At 70.0% G+C, this 16,240-nt stretch carries 13 protein-coding genes; 9 read left to right on the top strand and 4 right to left on the bottom strand.

Annotated elements, in window-relative coordinates; all coding sequences use genetic code 11:
* Window positions 1-3: 3 nt before the first annotated feature.
* The 4 genes from ABD841_RS33220 to ABD841_RS33205 form a co-directional block, all read right to left on the bottom strand.
* Complete coding sequence (locus ABD841_RS33220) at window positions 4-819, bottom strand: class II fructose-bisphosphate aldolase (protein ID WP_344980068.1); 816 nt, start codon at window positions 817-819, stop codon at window positions 4-6.
* A complete protein-coding gene (locus ABD841_RS33215; protein WP_344980065.1) occupies window positions 807-1,688 on the bottom strand; it encodes a 1-phosphofructokinase family hexose kinase in 882 nt (293 codons plus the stop codon). Before ABD841_RS33215 ends, ABD841_RS33220 begins: the two co-directional genes overlap by 13 nt.
* 154 nt (window positions 1,689-1,842) lie before the next feature.
* Window positions 1,843-2,727 (bottom strand): SIS domain-containing protein, encoded by an 885-nt coding sequence (locus ABD841_RS33210; RefSeq protein WP_344980062.1) that lies wholly within the window; start codon window positions 2,725-2,727, stop codon window positions 1,843-1,845.
* A gap of 382 nt (window positions 2,728-3,109) precedes the next feature.
* Window positions 3,110-3,868, bottom strand: coding sequence for a DeoR/GlpR family DNA-binding transcription regulator (locus ABD841_RS33205; RefSeq protein ID WP_344980059.1), 759 nt, complete (start codon window positions 3,866-3,868; stop codon window positions 3,110-3,112).
* 368 nt (window positions 3,869-4,236) lie between these two features.
* On the opposite strand from ABD841_RS33205, the gene ABD841_RS33200 reads away from it, so the two are divergent.
* The 9 genes from ABD841_RS33200 to ABD841_RS33160 form a co-directional block, all read left to right on the top strand.
* The gene (locus ABD841_RS33200; protein WP_344980056.1) at window positions 4,237-4,605 is read left to right on the top strand and encodes a hypothetical protein; all 369 of its coding nucleotides are present in this window, start codon (window positions 4,237-4,239) and stop codon (window positions 4,603-4,605) included.
* A gap of 174 nt (window positions 4,606-4,779) precedes the next feature.
* Complete coding sequence (locus ABD841_RS33195; protein ID WP_344980053.1) at window positions 4,780-6,108, top strand: ABC transporter substrate-binding protein; 1,329 nt, start codon at window positions 4,780-4,782, stop codon at window positions 6,106-6,108.
* A gap of 17 nt (window positions 6,109-6,125) precedes the next feature.
* On the top strand, window positions 6,126-7,115 hold the full coding sequence (locus ABD841_RS33190; protein WP_344980050.1) for a carbohydrate ABC transporter permease: 990 nt from the start codon (window positions 6,126-6,128) through the stop codon (window positions 7,113-7,115).
* Window positions 7,112-7,993 (top strand): carbohydrate ABC transporter permease, encoded by an 882-nt coding sequence (locus ABD841_RS33185; protein ID WP_344980047.1) that lies wholly within the window; start codon window positions 7,112-7,114, stop codon window positions 7,991-7,993. The genes ABD841_RS33190 and ABD841_RS33185 overlap by 4 nt, the downstream gene beginning before the upstream one ends.
* Window positions 7,994-8,025: 32 nt before the next feature.
* Window positions 8,026-8,985 (top strand): carbohydrate kinase family protein, encoded by a 960-nt coding sequence (locus ABD841_RS33180; protein WP_344980045.1) that lies wholly within the window; start codon window positions 8,026-8,028, stop codon window positions 8,983-8,985.
* Window positions 8,982-10,292 carry an alpha-glucosidase/alpha-galactosidase gene (gene melA, locus ABD841_RS33175; protein WP_344980042.1) on the top strand — a complete coding sequence of 437 codons (1,311 nt, stop codon included), beginning with the start codon at window positions 8,982-8,984 and terminating at the stop codon, window positions 10,290-10,292. The genes ABD841_RS33180 and melA overlap by 4 nt, the downstream gene beginning before the upstream one ends.
* Before the next feature lie 486 nt (window positions 10,293-10,778).
* On the top strand, window positions 10,779-10,949 hold the full coding sequence (locus ABD841_RS33170) for a hypothetical protein (protein ID WP_344980039.1): 171 nt from the start codon (window positions 10,779-10,781) through the stop codon (window positions 10,947-10,949).
* A 5-nt stretch (window positions 10,950-10,954) separates the two neighbouring features.
* Window positions 10,955-11,203 carry a hypothetical protein gene (locus ABD841_RS33165; RefSeq protein WP_344980036.1) on the top strand — a complete coding sequence of 83 codons (249 nt, stop codon included), beginning with the start codon at window positions 10,955-10,957 and terminating at the stop codon, window positions 11,201-11,203.
* 433 nt (window positions 11,204-11,636) lie between these two features.
* Window positions 11,637-16,240 (top strand): choice-of-anchor X domain-containing protein (locus ABD841_RS33160; RefSeq protein ID WP_344980034.1); only part of this gene is annotated, 4,604 nt, incomplete at its 3' end.

The raw sequence follows: 16,240 nt of genomic DNA, 5'->3' as shown, positions 1-16,240 counted from the left end.
CGGCTAACCCGCGATGACCTTGAGCAGATGGGAGACGACGCCGGCCATGGCGGTGCGAGCCGGGGCGAGATACTTGCGGGGGTCCACCTGGCCGGGCAGGGCGTCGCGGACGGCGCCGGTGAAGGCGATGTTCAGCGCGGTGCCGATATTGATCTTCACCATGCCCTCCCGTACGGCCTGCCGGAGCTCGTCGTCGGGAACCCCGGAGGAGCCGTGCAGGACCAGCGGCACGGGCAGGGCGGCGCGCAGGGTCCGGATCAGGGCGTGGTCGAGCATGGCGGTGCGGTCGGTCATCGCGTGGGAGCTGCCCACCGCGACGGCCAGGGCGTCCACGCCGGTGGCCGCGACGAAGGACACCGCCTCGTCCGGGTCGGTGCGCACGCCCGGGGCGTGGGCGCCGTCCTTGCCGCCGACCTCGCCCAGCTCGGCCTCCAGCCAGAGGCCGTGGGCGTGGGCCCAGGCGGCGGCCTCCGCGGTATGGGCGACGTTCCGCGCGTAGTCATGGCGTGAGCCGTCGTACATCACCGAGCCGAAGCCGTGGTCGGCCGCCTGGTGCAGCAGGTCGAGGTCGGTCACGTGATCCAGGTGGAGGGCGACCGGGACGGAGGACGCCTCGGCGACGGCGGCGGTGGCGGCGGCGATCGGGGCGAGGCGTCCGTGGTGGAATCCGACCGCGTTCTCGCTGATCTGGCAGATGACCGGGGTACCGGCCTCCTCCGCCCCGGCGACGACGGCCTCGGCGTGTTCCACGGTGATCACGTTGAAGGCGGCGACACCGCGGCCGGGGGTGACGAGGTCGGCGGTCTTCACCAGGGGCATGGGATCTCCCTCACGGTCACGTGCTGTTTCAGGCGGTGGTAGGTGGCCAGGTCGACCTCGCCGGCGACGGGCGTGACGACCGCCGAGGCGGACAGGGCCACGGCGTCGGCCAGGGCACTCGGCCAGGGGGTGTCGTCACGCAGCGCGAGGGCCAGGGCGGCCGCCGCCGCGTCACCCGCGCCGGTCGGGTTGCCGCGCAGGATCTCCGGGGGGAGGGCCTCCCAGCAGCCCGCCGGGGTGCCGGCGAGCATGCCGTCCGGGCCGCGCGAGACGACCAGCGGTAGCGCGCGGGGGTCGAGCGCCGCCTCCTTCAGCTCGGCGGCGTTCGGCTTGATCAGATCGGGACGCGCGGCGGAGCCCTCGCGCAGGGCCGGGCCGCCGCTGTCGAGGAGCACCTTCGCGCCCGCCCGGTGGGCCAGCCGGGTGAGCACGGCGTAGGCGTCGGGGGGCAGCCCTCGCGGCAGGCTGCCGGAGAGGACCACGACCCGGGCGTGCGCGGCGCGGGCGGCGAAACGGGCCTGGAAGTGCTCCCACTCGTCCGGGGTGACGGCCGGGCCGGGCTCGGCGAAGACGGTGGCGTCGGCGTCGGTGACCGTCACCACCCGCCGGGTGTCGCCGGCGATGGGGACGAGGTCGTGCGGCACGGACGCGTCTGTCAGCTCCCGCGTGATCAGCTCGCCCGTGGGCCCGCCGCACAGCCCGGTGGCGACCGTCTCCTGGCCGAGCGTGTGGAGCACGCGGGCCACGTTGACGCCCTTGCCGCCCGCCCTGTGGCGGACCGTCCGGATCCGGTGGGTGGTGTGGGGAGTGAGGGCCTCGACGTCGTAGGTGACGTCGAGCGCCAGGTTGAGCGTGACGGTCAGGATCATCCGGCGGCCGACCGGATGATCGTGCGGGTCGCCCGCGTCACGCGGGCCGCCACCGTTCGGGCCGCCACCGTTCGGGCCGCCGTCGCGCGAGTCGCCGCCATCATGCGGGGCACCCGCGTCGCGCGGGCCGCCGCCATGTGGGTCGCCACCGCGATCAGGCCAGGATGACCGAGCGGGTCAGGTTGCGCGGCTCGTCCGGGTTGAGGCCCTTGGCCTCCGCGAGCGCCACCGCCAGCCGCTGCGCGCGGATCAGGTCCGCGACGGGGTCGAGGGCCGAGACCGACACGATCGCGCCGGTCTCCTCCACCGCCGCGGCCAGGCCGGCCGGCGGAGGGCCGAAGAACCAGACGACGCTGTTCGAGTCCGTCACGCTGATCGGCCCGTGCCGGTACTCCGTCGCGGGGTACGACTCGGTCCACGACCCGGATGCCTCCCGCAGCTTCAACGCCGCCTCGTGCGCGAGGCCGTTCGTCCATCCCGCGCCGAGGAAGGTGAACTGCGTGCGGCCGGTGGCGCCGGGCGGCAGCGGCGCGTCCACCGCCGCCGCGGCCTGGGCGGGCAGGTCGGCGGGGAGCAGCGAGGGCACGGTCCGGGCCAGGTGGGCGCGGAGCAGGGTCAGCGCGGTGGTCGCGAACCTCGTCTGCACGACGGACGCCTCATCGGCGAAGTCCAGGACGATCCGCGTGTCCGCCAACTCCACGATCGGCGTCGCCGGGTCGCCGATCAGTGCGACGGTCGGCAGCGAGGTGGTCCGCAGCAGGTCCAGCACCTCGGTCGTGGTGCCGGACCGGCAGATCGCCACGACCCTGTCGTACGCCCGCCCGTGCGGGAACTCCGAGGCGGCGAACGCGTCGGTCTCGCCGAGCCCGGCGGACTCGCGCAGCGCCGCGTACGACTGGGCGATGAACAGGGACGTGCCGCAGCCGACGACCGCGACCCGCTCGCCGGCCTCGGGCAGCCCCGAGGCGCTGTCCGACAGTTCGATCGCGCGTTCCCAGCAGGACGGCTGGCTGGCGATCTCGTTCGCAACGAACGTCATCTCACACTCCTGACGCGCAGATCTGCTCGTTTATGCGCCAAACGTACAAGGATGAGCAAGCTTCAGCAAGAATGCGCATTCGTCCGACGTGACCGCGCAGGTGACGGCGACTGTCACGCACCGGAGAACGCCCCCGGGCCGCTCGCGCGGGCGGCGGCTGTGGTGCGCCGGGGAACACCTCGGGAGGGCACCCCGGAGGAACGCCGGGAGGACGAGCCGGCGAGAGGAGGGCGGCAGGGGGCGCCACCGGATCATCGGACGGGCCGAGGACAGGCCGAGAGCAGGCCGCGCGGGCGGGCGTCCACCGGGGTCCCACCGGTGCCGCACCGGGCCGCGCACCCGGTGTCACCTCGCAGTGACATGCCAGGTCACCCGCCCGGCATCACACCGCGGTGACGGTGACGCCGGCGTCGGCGATCGCCGCGAGCTGATCACCCGGAGCGTCGGTGCCGGTGATGAGGTGCTGGATGTCCCGCAGGGGGCAGATCTTGGCGAAGGTGACCTTGCCGACCTTGGAGTGGTCCGCCACGACGACGACCCGGCCGCTGCTCCTGACGAACGCGCGGTCGGTGGCCGCCTCCAGCTGGTCGTGGGTCGTGCATCCGCGTGCGGCGCTGATCCCGTCGACCCCGAGGAAGGTGATGTCGGTGTGGTAGTCGGCCAGCGTCTTCTCGGCGATCGGGCCGACGAGCTCGTAGCTCTCGCTGCGCGCGTCGCCACCGATGACGACGAGGGTGACCTCCCTGTGAAGCACGACTTCGGCGGCGATGTTGACGGCGTTGGTCACGATGGTCACCGGGCCGCGCCCGACGAGCAGCCGGGCGACCTCGGTCGTGGTGGTGCCGCCGGTCAGCCCCACGACCGCGCCGGCCGGGACCAGCTCGGCGGCGGCCCTGGCGATGGCCTGCTTCTCGGGCCTGCGGCGCTCCATCCGGTGCTGGATCGGCACCTCCAGGCTGACACCGCCGATGACCGCGCCGCCGTGCGTGCGGCGGAGCAACTTCCGGTCGCTGAGGTACTGAAGGTCACGCCGGACCGTGGCCCCCGAGACGGCCAGCAACTGGGACAGCTCGTTGACGTCGACGCTGCCCTTCTCTGAGACATGCTCAAGTATCCGGGCATGACGCTCAGTTCGTAACATCCCATGAGCATATCCGTCGGCCGCTCGAAAGCGCTCACCGATCGTCCAAGAACGGCGATCTTCTCCCGGACGGCCCCGGTTCACTGCGCGGAAGCCGCTGAACACGGCAGATGTCGCCAGGGCACCCGCCCGGCGGGCTCCCGTACCGCAACGGGGAACCCGCTTGCATGAACAAGATCTGCGCATACATGCACTCTTGACATGACCACTTCTGCTCGATTTACTCCGATGAACGCCGGAGTCGAGCACTCGGGTGACAGAGGTACGCCTAGCCGGTATGCGGCACCCCCCGCGAGCCCGGACCGAGTCGCCAGGACCACTGCCAGCGTCCGAGGCGGGGTCGTACCTATGAGGTTGGGAGCGCGATGATGAGTACCACTCGTGTCCGCGTCCGTTCATGGCTCGGCGTCGTCGCGGCCCTCGCGGCGGCTCTGGTCACGTCACTGTACGCGCCGCCGTCCACCGCCTCGGCGGCGGCCGTCACCCTCCCCCCGGCGCACGCCGGGTTCGACTACCAGATCGGCGGCGCGTACCCGCCGCCGACCGGCGTGCGGGTGGTCAGCCGGGACCGCGGGGATTTCACCGCGGCCTTCGGCGACAACGTGATCGTCATCGAGTACAACGCGGCGGGTCTGTCGAGGGCGTGCTCAGGCCGGGGCGACACGCTGAGCGTCGTCCGCCGCGACGTGGACGTCGTCCCCCCCGGCGGCCGCGGCTACCTTCGCCAGACCTGCTGACCACACATGCCTTCTGTCCGGTACGTCCGGTGACGGACGTACCGGACGGCCCACCACCCCCCTGATCGCGCCGGTGATGGCAGGGAGACACGTCACGAATCCCTGCCCGCCGGGGCCCGAAGCCCGGCCGAGCCGACACCGGTTCCCCGGTCTGATTCTGTTCTTGGAGCAAAGATGGGTGCAGTCCGTCACATCACCTCATCCCCCTCACGACGCGACGTCCTGCGCGGCGGCGCGCTGGCGCTCGCGGCGATGGCCGGCGCGTCGGTGTCCGGGTGCGCCTCGGGTGCCGACGACGGCGCGGCCGCCGGCGGACCGGTCACGATCGAGCTGTGGCACGGGCAGACCGACGTCGGCCGCGAGGCCATCGAGCGACTGGTGGCGGACTTCGAACGCGCCCATCCGGACATCAAGATCGACACGGGCGGCGGCGTACTCGCCGACGCGATGCTGCAGAAGGTGACCGCCGCGCTCGCCGCCGGCTCCTACCCCGACATCGCCTACATCTTCGGGTCGGACCTGGCCAACGTCGCGCGCAGCCCGCAGGTGGTGGATCTGACCGACATGATGAGCTCCGGTCCCACGCCGTGGACGGACTACTGGGCGCCGGCCCGGGCGGCCGTCACCCTCGGCGACAAGATCAAGGCGGCCCCCGCCCTGCTCGACTCGCTCGCCGTGGTCTGCAACAAGAAGGTGTTCAGCGCGGCCGGGGTCGACCTGCCCAAGGAGGGCTGGACCTGGCAGGAGTTCACCGAGACGGCCAAACGGCTGACCGACAAGGGAAGCGGCACGTTCGGCACCGGCTGGCCGGGGACGGGCGACGAGGACACCGTGTGGCGGATGTGGCCGCTGATCTGGGACCTGGGCGGCGATGTGATCGCCCCGGGCGGTCGCGAGATCGGGTTCGCGACCACCGGTGAGCGGGCGCTGGAGGTGGTGCGGACGCTCGTCGGCGACGCGAGCGTCTACGTCGACCCCAAACCCGGCAGCGAGCAGATGTACAAGGTGTTCCTCGCCGGCCGGATGGGGATGGTGATCACCGGCCCCTGGCAGCTGCCGGACATCGTCGGCGCCGAGATCGACTACCACGTGGTCCCGCTGCCCAGCTTCAGCGGGAAGCCGATCACCATCTCGGGGCCCGACACCTGGACCGTGTTCGACAACGGCGAGGCGCGGGTGAAGGCGGCCCGCACCTTCCTGGCCTGGCTGATGCAGCCCGAGCAGGACGTGCGCTGGGACGTGGAGGCGGGCAGCCTGCCGCTGAGCAAGCGCACCCAGAGCCTGCCCGCCTGGAGCAAGCAGGTCGAGAAGACCGAGGGCCTGTCGGTGTTCGTCAAGACGCTGGAGACGGCGCGCGTGCGGCCCAACGATCCGGCGTACCCGCACGTCTCGAAAGCGCTCGGCGAGGCCGTCGTCGCCGTGCTCCTCGGCAAGAGCACCCCGGCGGAGGCGCTCAGCGCCTGCGCCGCCAAGGCCAACACCGCGCTGCGCGTGCCGCGTTGAGAAAGGCGAGCACCCGCATGTCACGCCTGCCCACCCCGATCACCGTCGCCGACCGCGCCCCGGAGCGGCCGGGGAAACCGTCCGCGCGCCGGCCGGAACACCGGCCCCGGCGCGGGCTCACGCTGCGCCGCCACGAGGCGGTGACCGCCTGGGCGTTCGTCTCCCCCGCCGTCCTGATCATCATCGGGCTCAGCGTCGTCCCCGTGGTGTGGTCGCTGCTGCTGTCCTTCCAGGCCGACGACCTGGTCACGCCCAGCGTCTGGGTCGGGCTGGACAACTACCGCGCGCTGGCCGAGGACCCCGGCTTCGGCCAGGCCGTGCGTAACACCCTCCTCTACACCGCGCTGTACGTCCCGCTCAGTGTCGGCCTGGGGCTGGCGCTCGCCCTCGTCCTGAACCGGCGGATCAGGCTGGTCGGCCTCTACCGGACGCTGTTCTTCGTACCGTTCATCATCTCCGCCACGGTCCAGGGCACGCTGTTCTCCTTCATCCTCGACCCGGAGTTCGGCGCGGCGAACTCGGTGCTGCACGCCCTCGGCATCTCCCCGCAGGGATTCCTCTCCGACCCCGCCCAGGCCCTGTTCGTCCTGGTGGGCATCACGCTGTGGAGCGGCACCGGGTTCTGCGTGGTCGTCTACCTCGCGGCCCTGCAGGACGTGCCGCCGTCGCTGATCGAGGCGGCGCGGCTGGACGGGGCCGGCCGGTGGCACCTGCTGCGCCACATCACCCTGCCCACGCTCGCGCCGATCAGCGTCTTCCTGGTGCTGTGGCAGACCATCAGCGCCCTGCAGGTCTTCGACCTGGTGTACGTGACCACCAAGGGCGGGCCGCTCGGCGCCACCACCGTGATCGTCTACTTCATCTGGGAGCAGGCGTTCAAGAACTTCGCCGCCGGCTACGGCGCCGCCGCGGCCTACGTCCTCGCGCTGGCCCTGCTCGTGGTCGGCGTCGGCCTGCGCGCGGTCCGGAGCCGGGAGCGCCGCCGTCTCGAAGGAGCGACATCATGACCGCGACGGCCGGCCCCGGCGTCCTCCCGCCGGGCACGCCACCCGCCCACCGGCCTCGCCGGGGCCTGCTGCCGTTCAGCGCCTGGCACCTGCTCCTCGCCCCGCTCGCGCTGCTCTTCGCGATGCCGCTGATCTGGCTGCTGCTCAGCTCCGTGATGAGCGACGCGGAGATCAACAAGTTCCCGCCGGCGCTCTGGCCCTCCGGCATCGACCTGGGCGGCTACCAGTACGTGCTGAACAACGCCGGTTTCCCCCGTTGGTTCGCCAACTCGCTGATCGTCTCCGTCACCGCCGTCGTGGCCAACCTGGTGTTCGGCGCGCTCGGGGGCTACGCGTTCGCGCGTATGCGCTTCGCCGGCTCGCGGGCGCTGATGGTGCTGATCCTGGCCACGATGGTCATCCCCTTCCAGCTCACCATGATCCCGACGTTCCTGGTGATGAAGCGCCTCGGGCTCATCGACACGCTGGGCGCGCTGATCGTCCCGTCCCTGGTCACGCCGTTCGCCGTGTTCCTGCTGCGGCAGTTCTTCCTCTCCCTGCCCAGGGAGCTGGAGGAGGCCGCCTGGATCGACGGCTGCTCACGGCTGCGGGTGCTGGTCAGCATCGTGCTGCCGCTGGCCCGCCCGGCGCTGAGCACGGTGGCGGTCCTGACGTTTCTCACCACCTGGAACGATCTGACCTGGCCGCTGATCGCCATCAACCACGACACCCAGTACACCCTCCAGCTCGGGCTGGCGACGTTCCAGGGCAAGCACCACACGAAGTGGGCCGCCGTCATGGCGGGCAACGTGATCACGGTGCTGCCGGTGCTGCTCGCCTTCCTCGGCGCGCAGCGGTCGTTCATCCAGTCCATCACCTCCAGCGGCCTCAAGGGCTGACTGCTCCCCTCTCGACGATCTACAGGAAACCGATGCCGCCCACCTTCGACCTGCTCGTCATCGGCGACGCCAACCCCGACGTGATCCTCGGCCCGCTGGACGCGCCGCTCGCCTTCGAGCAGCGTGAACAGCTCGTCGGCGCGGGGGCGCTCACCCTCGGCGGCTCTGCCGCGATCATGGCCTGCGGCGCCGCGCGCCTCGGCCTGAGGGTCGCCTTCGCCGGGCGCGCCGGCGACGACGACGCCGGCCGCTACGTACGCGACACGCTCGCCGCACGCGGCGTCGACGTCGGCGCCCTGCGCCTGGACCCGGACTCGGCCACCCCTCTCACCGTGGTCCTGACGCGCGGGGCCGACCGCGCCATCCTCACCGCGCCCGGCAGCCTCGCCGCCACGACCGGCGACGACGTGCCCGAGGCGCTCCTCTCCGCCAGCGCGCACGTGCACGCCGCCTCCTACTTCCTGATGCCAGAGCTCGCCCGCGCGCTGCCGGGCCTGCTGCGCACCGCGCGGGCCCACGGCGCGACGACGTCGCTGGACACCAACGACGACCCCGCCGGCCGGTGGGATCCCACCGGCATCGCCGCCGTGCTCGCCGAGACCGACATCCTGCTGCCCAACGCCCACGAGGCGCGGCACCTCGCCGGCTCGGCGACCGCCTCGGCGGCGGCGTCCGCCGCCGTGCTGGCCGCGCGCGGACCGCTGACCGTCGTCAAGGACGGTGCCGACGGCGCCGTCTGCCACGACGGCCACACCCTCATCACGACAGAGGGCATCGACGTGACGCCCGTGGACAGCGTCGGCGCCGGCGACAGCTTCGACGCCGGCTTCGTCGCCGCGACCCTGGGCGGTCTGCCCCCCGCCGACGCCTTGGAGTTCGCCGCCGTCTGCGGCGCCCTGTCGACCCGCGCCCACGGCGGCACGACGGCCCAGCCCACCTGGGACGAGGCCCTTGCCCACCACCGCATCCGCAACGGAGAGAACCGATCGTGACCACGCCCAAGATCACATTTGTCGGCGCCGGAAGCGTCGTCTTCACCCAGGGTCTGCTCGCGGACCTGTTCGCCTTCCCCGAGCTGCGGCACGCCCACATCGCCCTGCACGACATCGACGCCGAGCGGCTGGCCACCGCCGAGGCCGCCGCCCGGTACATCGCCGGTCACCTCGGGGCGAGCCCGCGCGTCACCGCCCACACCGACAGGCGCGCGGCGCTGGCCGACGCCGACTTCGTCATCAACATCGTCCAGGTCGGCATGCGCGAGGCGACCCGCGTCGACTTCGAGATCCCGGCCCGCCACGGCCTCCGCCAGACCATCGGCGACACCCTCGGCGTCGGCGGCATCTTCCGCGCCCTGCGTACGTTCCCGCTGCTCAAGGCACTGGGAGAGGACATGGCCGAGGTCTGCCCCGACGCCTGGCTGCTCAACTACACCAATCCGATGGCGATGAACGTCCAGTACCTCACGCAGGCCACCGGCCTGACACGCGTGGTGGGCCTGTGCCACTCGGTGTACTGGACCGTACGCGGCCTGTCCGAACTCCTCCGGGTCCCGTACGAGGAGGTGACCTACCGCGCCGCGGGGGTGAACCACCAGGCGTGGCTGCTCCGCTTCGAGCACGACGGGGCCGACCTGTACCCGCGCCTGGACGCCCTGATCGCCGCCGACGAGCAGCTGCGCCGCCGGGTCCGCGTCGACATGTACCGGCGCCTGGGCTTCTACCCGACCGAGACCAGCGAGCACTCCGCCGAGTACGTGCCCTGGTACCTGCGCCACGACAGCGAGGTCGAGCGGCTGCGGCTGCCCGTCGGCGCCTACCTCGACATCGTCGACGAGAACGTCCGCGAGTACGAGAAGAGCCGCGACGCGCTCGCCGCCGGGGCCCCGCTGCACGTCGAGGGCACCCAGGAGTACGCGCCCCAGATCATCCACAGCGTCGTGACCGGCACCCCCCGCACCGTCTACGGCAACGTCCCCAACCGCGGGCTGATCGACAACCTTCCCGCGCACGGCGTGGTCGAGGTGCCCTGCCTGGTCGACGCGCTGGGCGTGCAGCCCACCCACGTGGGCCCCCTGCCTCCGCAGCTGGCCGCGCTCAACCGCGCCTACCTGAGCGTGAACGACCTCGTCGTGCGGGCCGCGCTGGAGGACGAGCCGCGCCACATCCGCCACGCCGCCATGGCCGACCCGGCGACCGCCGCCGCCCTGCCCGTCGAGCGGATCTGGGAGCTTTGCGACGACATGGTGCGCGCCCACGCCGACTATCTCCAGCCCTCTCTCCGTCTCCTCCTCGGCACCTGACCGTCCCGGCGTCGTGCGCGCCCGGCCGCGCCGACAGGCCGGAAGCCCGCTCACCCTTCCGCGTCACGGCCGGCGGGCGAGCGGCGAGACGCGATCACGAGGGTGGGTTGGGGATGCGGGTCTGACCCGCCTCGCACACGATCGCCAGGTCGGCCGGAAGCTTGGTGGTCGCCGTCCCGATACGGGTCGCGGCGACCACGCCGGCGTGGCGCACCAGCTCGCGTCGCAGGTCCTGCTCGGCCTCGCCGACGAGCTTCCGCAGCTCGACCGACGGTGATCAGCATGTCTCCTGGAAGATCTCCTCTCGGACAGTCGACAGGGAATCGGGGGCGCGGGTGTCCTTTTCCAGCGCCCGGACCGACTTGTACGCACCCCGCCGTACCCGTTTGTTCGTCAGCTCCGCGAAAAAGGCCTGGAAGGCCCCTGAGGTCCGGACCACCAGTCAGGAAGGGCCGCGTCGAGCACCTGTACGTGATCGCCGACGGCTTGGTGGTCCTCGAGCCCGGCGAACCAACGGTGATCTTCTACATGGACGAGTCCGGGCCGCCCAACCCGCATCCCCGCCCCGACAGGCAGTGGACCGACGTCCGTGGCAAGGGCAAGGGTCCCGATCACGAACCCCGGCCCGGGATACGCGCCGCCTGCACCCGCACCTGACGGCCATGGACAAGCGGGTCGGCCAGTGGGCGGGGGCGAACAACGTCGAGACCGTCTACACGCCCATCGGCTTCTCGTGGTCGAACCGTATCGAGGCGCAGTCCACCGCGTTGCGCGAGTTCACCCTCAACGACACCGGCCACGCCGGCCACCGCGAGCAAGGCAGCATGATCCGCCGCTACATCGCCCGGCGAAACCGTAATACCGATAAATCGCGCCTACGCCGCATCGTGGAGAGGGCAGACGCGGCCTGACACGGCACTACTTCGGCAAACACAAGCGCCACGGCGTGAACGCCCAGGTCGTCACTTGCTGCTGAAACTCCATTGCTATCCGCAGTGGGTCGTGGCGATCGTGCAGGTGATCCTCGTCCTCGACGGCATCGAGAAGGACCGCTCGTCAGGACGAGAATGGCTCATGCCGATCACAAGTCTCCTCAAGTGCCTTACAAGGACCACTGGTCACCATGACCCGTGGACGGCCTCCATGCCCAGTACCGCACTGCCCAAGAGGGACGCTGGCGCCTGTATGGCCTGTTCGCGCTGATTTCATGCCGGTGGATCGATGACCCACGGGCCGGGATGCGCATTCTGCCCATGAGTCCCTGCCGAGACCATGCACATCACATGGTCCCCATTCAGGAGCATGCCCTTGAACCTCTTATCACGCCGCACTCCCGCGCGGCGGATGGCACTTCTCGCGCTCACCGCGGTGGTCGGCTCGCTCTTCACCGCAACGCCCGCGTCGGCGCTCGATTCGCCTGATGAAAAGGCGTCACCGACTATGGCCGGCACGCCGAATATCGTCAACCTCGGCAGCCTGAATGCTATTGGCCAAACAACCGGTTTCATCAACAGCAAGGGCCAGGTGCCGACCGGTATAAGTAAAATAACGAACGGAAGTTCGAACGCGGTTCTGTTCTCCGGCGAATCAACGACCAACATCCATGAGCTCTTGGGCCTTGACTCGACGGCCGACTTCAGTGTGGCCAAGGATGTCAACGACACCGGCGCGACCGTCGGGTATTTCACCGACAACACTGCCGGTAAAGTCTCCGACGAGCACAGGGCCTTCCTGTATAAAGACGGCTCGGTAACAGACCTGGGCGTCCGGGGCCTCCATAACGCGAGGGCCATCAACAACCACGGAGACATCCTAGGCGACAACTGGCTGCTCCGACCCAGCGGTGAACTGTTCAAGTTCGCCCGGCATTTCAAGGAAGGCGCCCTGGGGGCCAGATCGCTGAACGACTCCGGCGAGATAGTGGGCAACGCCATCGTGCCCGATTCGTTGCCGCAGAAAGTGACGGCTTGGCGGTTGAGGTCGGCGGGAAGAGAGCTGGACCTCGACCGTGACAGCCTGAAGCTCGGCGGCGCTGAGCACACGTGGGCGTACGACGTCAACTGGCGTGGGGAGACCGCCGGTTCGGCGTGGAGGAACGGTGGCTACCGCCCTGTGATCTGGGATGAGGACGGCCTGGCCAGAGAGCAGCAGACTCGCATTGGCGGGGAGGTGCTCGCGATCAACGAGGGCGGTGTCGCCGTAGGCTACATAGCGACGAGGGCGGAAACTCCTGACAATCCCTTCCTGGATCTGCATGCCGCCATTTTTCAGAACGGTGAGAGTCGCGACCTGAACGAGCTGGTGCCGGCCGATTACCAGTTCGTTCTGACCAGGGCCACCGGTATCAACGCGGACGGTCAGATCACGGGCACCATGGCGCTCAAGAGCAATCCGCTCGGCATAGTCCATGCGTTCCGGCTTGATCTGGGGGTCCAGCTTCCCACCATCACCTCACTCAATCTCGAGACACAGCTTGTTCCCTCGGGGGAGTGGGTTCCGGTGCCGGAGAGGGGGGCGTATGACGGTGGCAAGGTTCGGATCACCGCCACCGTCGCCAATAACAGTGATTACCCCCAGGCGGCGGGTATCCGTTTCGAAGACGCCGTGACCGGCAAGGCCCTGGCGGGGAACGGAGAGCGCTTCGTCGAGCTCGACCCGCATCAGACCGTCACCGTTCGCGAGACATGGGATACCGAAGGCTGGGCCTGGGACAATTTCGAAGCGCAGTCGGATCGCATCGTCGCCGCTAGGCTCCTCATCGGTGGAGTGGAGCGGGAGAGGCGGTCGAAGCCCATCCTGATCCGGCCCAAACCCCTGGTCATCATCCACGGTTTCAGAAGCGATGCGGCCGACTGGGACCATTATCAGCAGATGCTGCATACCATCAACGACGAGTGGGAGGCGATGGTCGTCGGTGACGGGAAGGTGCCGGGCGAGATGGACACCGCCGACCCGATCAACGTGGCCCATATAAGCAAGACGATAGATCAAAACGCCGAGCAGGCGGCGGAGTACATAAATGGTGTGCGCGATAAACTGGAGGCGCCCATCGTCGATCTCCTCGGCTTTTCCATGGGCGGCTTGATAGGCCGGATGGTCATCCAGAAGCATACGCCGATGTGGAGTTCGAAGGCGTCGGTGAATCGCATGATCCAGCTGGCCACTCCCAACAAGGGATCGCATTGTGCGGATATGGCCATGGAAGCGGCGGAAGCAGCGCACGCGCCGTATCCCTGGTGGCCGGCTGTCAGGGACACTTCCGTTGCGTTCGTCAAAGACGAGTTCAACGAAAAAGTCCAGAACCTGAAGGGTGCGGGACTTTCCAACCTGGTCGGCGTGAAAACCCCTGTTCTCTGCACAAGTGTCACTACCGGGAACCTGCCTTTCCAGGACGGCGATGGCTGGGTCACGGCGGACAGCGCTCGCTACCGCTATTTCGACACCCCTACTACGCTTACCAAGCACACCGATATGCCCTCCTCGCTGGAGGCCCTCCGCGAGTACGTCGTGCCGAGAGTGGCCTCACGGGCTATGCCGCTGCCGCCCGGGAGTGACGACGACGACGAAGAGCTCGCTGAGAAGTCCAAGATGAACGTCACCGCCGAGTCAGGAGAGAACGCCGAAGGCGAAGACTTCTCGACGTTCGCGACCCCTTCGGCGACCGTGGAGGCGAACACGACGGTCAGCGTGCTGGTGAACGTGCCTGCGGGTACGGCGTTCGGCATCACGGCGATGCTTCCTCCCACCGTCGGGTTGCTGCTGCGCGATCCGGCGGGCAAGGAGGCCGCCTCCTACGCGGCGGGCAGCGACGCCGCCAAACAGGGCGTCCAGATGCTGGGCGTGCCCAAACACCAGGCGGGCCAGTGGAAGCTGGAGATCACGAACGCCGCCGCCTCGCCGGTCAAGGCGGATGTGGCCGCCTGGGTCACCGGTAACCCGGTGAAGGTCGTCGCCAAGGCCGAGCCCGAAGGGGAAGAAGGCCGGGTGAAGGTCACGGCCACCGTCACCGACGACGGGAAGCCGGTCACCGGCGCGACGGTGGAGGCGACCCTGATCGGATCGGACGCCGCTCGACGCGAAGCGACCTTGAAGGACGACGGCAACAGCCAGGACGGAGATGCCGGTGACGGTGTCTACGGCGCTGTGACCGAGCCGCTGCCCGACGACGACTATGTCGTCAAGGTCGTCGCCGACACCGCGAAGGACATGCGGACCGCACGCACCGCCGTCACCGTGAAGAAGCCGGACACCCGGGAGTTCGAGCTGGAGCTGTCGGCCCAGCCCGGCGGTTCGGTCAAGGCGTCGCCGGCGAAGGGGAAGTACCGGGCCGGGACCGAGGTGACGCTGACCCCGACCGCGGAGGCGGGGCGGATGCCGCTGGGGTGGATCGTCGACGGGCAGGAGCAGCCGGGTGGTGTGCTGACCATCACCATGGACGGCCCGCACAAGGTGGTGGCGCGGTTCGGCTCCTACACGGTGAGCGAGATCACAGGGCTTCCCGAGGACTATAGCGGGCGGACCAGGGCGATGGCGCTGAACGACCGCGGGCAGGTCGCGATCACCGCGGTCAAGGACGGCAGGAAGCACGCGCTGCGCTGGCAGAACGGCGAGATCACCGATCTGGGTGGCCTGCCGTGCACCGCCGGCGACAGCGGCGCGTGCCATGCCGAGGCCTGGGGCATCAACGAGGCCGGAGAGGTCTCCGGCTCGGCGGTGACCTCGGTGGACGGCCGCAACCAGCAGCACGCGGTCGTCTGGCGCGCCGACGGCACAGTGCGCGACCTGCAGCCAGCCGGCAGCCCGGACGGCACCACCAGTCAGGCGTTCGACCTCAACGACAACGGCCAGGTGTTCGGCACGATGGCCCCGCGGATCTCCCCCGACCCGTATGTGATGTGGGATCAGGGACCCGTGATCAAGATGCCCGACAAGCCGGGGTTCACCGATGATCACACAGGGAACGTGTTGTGGCCCCGGATCAACGGCCGGGGCCAGGTGGCCGGCGCCCAGGTGAACGAGCGGGGCATCGATGGCGCGCCCACAGGCTGGCAGCCCGCCCTCTACCAGGACGGGAAGATGACCGCGCTGCCGGTGGCGGAGTGCGCCTCCCCACGCGGCGCCGCCTATGACGTCAACGCCACCGGAACGGCGGCCGGGTACTTCAAGTGCATCGAGGACGCGGACACGACCCCGCGCGCCGCGGTGTGGCAGGACGGGACGCGCACCGACCTGGGCAAGGGCAAGGCGACCGCGGTCAACGACCACGGGCTGGTCGCCGGGCTGACCGCGAACGCCTCCCCGGCCACCTACTGGGCGCCGACGCTGTGGCTGGACAATACGGCCTACAAGCTGGCCGACCTGCTGCCCCGGCCGCTGTGCCCCGATGACGACGACGCCACCACCCAGCCGTGCATGGGCGTGTACGAGCTGCTGGACGTCAACTCCTCCGGTCAGGTGCTGGCGTGGGGGTTCATCCGGGATCGCTCAACCACCTCGGCCGGGTTCTCCCAGGAGTACCGGTCGTTCCTGCTGACGCCCGCCCCCGCCCGGACAGATCTGGAGGTCACCCACAGCGTCTCGACGACCGAGCCGGGGCCGGGCTCCACGGTCACCTGGACGGCCACGGTGACCAACAAGGGCGACGACACCGCCACCGACGTCCGGCTGGACGTGCTCCTTCCCCAGACCGTCACCGGTGCGACCTGTGACACCTGGCGGGGCATCTGCACCGCGATCGACGGCGGGTTCCGCAACACGGTCAAGGTCCTGGAGCCGGGCTGGAGCGCCAAGGTCGAGGTGACCGCCACCGTGCCGGCGGACGCGGCGAGCGAGACCGAGCTCCAGACACGAGCCCACGGCTACAGCCTGTCGGTGCCTGATCCCAACCCGGACAACAACACCGCCGCCACCAGCGCGACGGTCAAGCCCTGGCTGGACAGGACCGGGAT

The organism is Streptosporangium fragile (genome assembly GCF_039534445.1).
GTDB classification, from domain to species: Bacteria; Actinomycetota; Actinomycetes; order Streptosporangiales; family Streptosporangiaceae; genus Streptosporangium; species Streptosporangium fragile.
This window is presented reverse-complemented; position numbering and strand designations above follow the sequence as displayed.